This window comes from Arsukibacterium sp. MJ3 (genome assembly GCF_000987765.1).
In the GTDB taxonomy this organism is placed as follows: Bacteria; Pseudomonadota; Gammaproteobacteria; order Enterobacterales; family Alteromonadaceae; genus Alishewanella.
This window is the reverse complement of the sequence record NZ_LAHP01000074.1, coordinates 1-1011: the sequence shown is the minus strand read 5'-3', so window position 1 is coordinate 1011 and position 1011 is coordinate 1. Positions and strand designations below refer to the sequence as shown.

Genomic DNA, 1011 nt, shown 5'->3' with positions numbered 1-1011 from the left:
CAGACTTTTAGCATTAAACCGGAATCTGGTTACCTTAATCCGGTAGATATAGATTTCTTGATTCCTGCAGGACTGTTAATTAAGCTAGGGAAGCAGACTGTAAAACAAGTTACAAAGGGCGCAGGGAAAGCTGACGATTTCTTTAAAGGTACGAAATATACTAATAAAGTTAAAGATCAGATGAAGCAAGATGATTTTCATTCGTTCCCTGAAAGCGTTAAAGGTTTTCAAGATGCAGGGAAAGTATCTAAACTAAAAGGTGGCGATGGAGTTGTCAGAGATAAGCTTGAAATTCCTGGCGGTTATCGTGGGCGTGATGGCAAGTTTGAATTTATAAAAGAACCAAATAACAATATAAACCACCGTCTGTTTCGGCCAAATAAGGAGTAGTGGTTAATGGCTTGGTCAGAAAAAGTTGAAGCGATTTTATCATGTGGTGTAGCGTTGCATGATACGGGTATTAACAATTGGGCTTTGAGTAAAGATCAAGTTCTAGCTGTTTTTGATAAGTTTGTAGATCAAAGAATATCAGTACTTGGTGGTGATGTTTATGAGTTGGTTGATGGTGCTCCAGAGTCAAATTATGACAATTGGTATTGTGAAAGAGAAGGCGGAGAGCCATTAGATGTTTTTGCGTTACGGAGTATTAGCCAAGCTAGAGATTATGTAAATAATTACAATAATCCGAGAGGAAAAGAGACATTCTATATTCTTGTCGCTGAATAATAATAAAGCCCGCAATAGCGGGCTTTATTATTTAACGCCTTCAATTAGAGAAATATCTTTTTTAAGTAGATCATTGACCATTGTATTGAGTTCAACGCCTTTGGCCTTGGCCGAAAAATAATCCAGCACCTCATTATCAAGGTACTAAAATATTGGGGCCAGAACAAAAATTAAATACTATTCAGTAAAAGTCTTGGGGTTACAGCTTTTGGATAAGATTATTTTATTGAATGACATGCAGCCTGAAACATGAATGGGGTCACAATAACCCGTTAAATGCCACCG

The 1011-nt window shown here is 37.3% G+C and carries 1 protein-coding gene and 1 pseudogene; both read left to right on the top strand.

Going from position 1 to position 1011, the window contains the following annotated elements:
• Nucleotides 1-390 (top strand): annotated as a pseudogene (locus tag VT06_RS18285) (hypothetical protein); the annotation flags it as partial.
• 6 nt (nucleotides 391-396) lie between these two features.
• Entirely contained in the window at nucleotides 397-726 is a 330-nt protein-coding gene (gene imm40, locus VT06_RS16780; RefSeq protein ID WP_052750336.1) for an Imm40 family immunity protein, read from the top strand.
• Nucleotides 727-1011 lie beyond the last annotated feature (285 nt).